General features: G+C 68.9%; 2 protein-coding genes. Both read right to left on the bottom strand.

Annotation, left to right across the window (positions count from 1 at the left end):
* On the bottom strand, nt 1–624 hold a 624-nt coding region (locus TX88_RS35210), incomplete at its 3' end, for an NAD(P)/FAD-dependent oxidoreductase (protein WP_244438530.1).
* Between the two features lie 25 nt (nt 625–649).
* Nucleotides 650–1,407: DUF6596 domain-containing protein (locus TX88_RS18455; protein ID WP_044518648.1), on the bottom strand; the 758-nt coding region annotated here is incomplete at its 5' end.

Raw genomic sequence — 1,407 nt, forward strand, 5'->3', positions numbered from 1 at the left:
CAAAACCCGCTCTCCACCGTCGAACAGCAGCACCCGGGCTTCCTCGGGCTCGATGCTGTGAAACTCGTGGGCCAGGGTGCGGGTTGCCATCTCGCGGATCTGCCCGGCCAGCTCCACCCCGGTGGGGCCGCCACCGGTGACGGCGAACGTGAGCCAACCGTCACGCTCGGGCCCCGGCGGCAACGTCTCGGCGATCTCGAAGGCGGTGAACACCCGCTGCCGGATGTTGGCCGCATCGTCGAGCGTCTTCATCCCAGGGGCCCACTGGGCGAAGTGCTCTTTGCCGAAGTAGGACTGCCGCATCCCAGCGGCCACCACGAGTACGTCGTAGTCGAGGGTGAACGTCGTCTCGTCCGGCCTGCGGGCGGTGACCTGACGCAGCTGCGGGTCGATGTCGATCGCCTCGCCGAGCAGTGTGGTGACGTTGCGGTGTCGCTCGAACTCTTCGCGAAGCGGGCGGCTGATCTGTCCGAAGCTCAATGTCCCGGTGGCGCACTGGTAGAGCAGGGGCTGGAACAGATGCCCCGCGGCCCGGTCCAGCAGAGTGACATCGACGTCGGTTCCGCCCAATCGGCGCGCACAGAACAGACCGCCGAATCCCCCACCGATGATCAACACCCTCATCCGACTGTTGCCCACACCTAGGAGGTTAACCGTCCTCCCTGGAAATCTGACCGTGCAGGACAGATGCGCGCAGAGTGAGATGGTTGCGCTCGGCCAGTGATTGCGCCTCCGCCGCCGCCTCCACGTAGAGCCGTGCGGCCGTCGCGATGTCGCCCGCACGCTCGTGCAGGTATGCCGACGCGGCGGTGTGGCGCGGCAGCGCCGGGTCGAGTTCGGCGAGCGCTGCCAAACCCGCCTGCGGCCCATCGGCCTCACCGACCGCGACGGCGCGGTTGAGTCGCACGATCGGGCTGTCGGTGAGCGCGACGAGTTCGTCGTACCACTCGACGATCTGCACCCAGTCGGTCTCCTCGGCCGCCTGCGCGTCGGCGTGCAGCGCCGCGACCGCCGCCTGCGCCTGGTATTCGCCGAGCCGGTCCCGAGCCAGTGCGGCTTGCAGTACGTACACGCCCTCGGCGATGAGATCGCGCCGCCACAGCGTGCGGTCCTGCTCCGCCAGGGGGACCAGGGTCCCGTCGGCACGGGTACGCGCCGGACGCCTGGCATGGTGCAGCAGGAACAGCGCGAGCAGGCCACCGACCTCCGGATCATCGGTGGTCCTGGCCAATTGGCGGGCCAGCCTGATCGCCTCGGCGGCCAGGTCGACGTCGCCGCTGTAGCCCTCGTTGAACACCAGGTACAGCACGCGTAGCACGGTGCCCAGGTCCCCGGGGCGGTCCAGCCGCACCTCGGTGACAGTGCGCTTGGCGCGGCTGATCCGTTGCGCCATCGTCGATTCCGGCA

It is taken from the genome of Mycolicibacterium septicum DSM 44393, from assembly GCF_000455325.1.
Taxonomy (GTDB): Bacteria; Actinomycetota; Actinomycetes; order Mycobacteriales; family Mycobacteriaceae; genus Mycobacterium; species Mycobacterium septicum.